The sequence below is a fragment of the Gilvimarinus sp. 1_MG-2023 genome (genome assembly GCF_030548285.1).
This window is the reverse complement of record NZ_JAUOSC010001865.1, coordinates 1-230: the sequence shown is the minus strand read 5'-3', so window position 1 is coordinate 230 and position 230 is coordinate 1. Positions and strand designations below refer to the sequence as shown.

The 230-nt window shown below is 59.1% G+C and carries 1 protein-coding gene; it reads right to left on the bottom strand.

From position 1 onward, the window contains the following. Positions 1-230 (bottom strand): LysM peptidoglycan-binding domain-containing protein (locus Q4563_RS23155; RefSeq protein WP_303606222.1); only part of this gene is annotated, 230 nt, incomplete at both ends.

Genomic DNA, 230 nt, shown 5'->3' with positions numbered 1-230 from the left:
AACCTTGCGAATCTCTTCCCGGGCGGAGCGGGAAGGGGCCTTGCTGTCTTGTGGCACCCAAACGGTGAGTTGTTGGCCGACCCGGAGTGGGTCGCCTGGTGCCATACCGTTCCAGTGGGCGATATCGCGAGAGGTAACATTGTATTGGCGGCCAATTTTCCAGAAAGAATCACCGGCACGCACGGTGTAGGCAATTTTGCGGGTATTGCCGGGTTGGCGCTGGTTGCGAG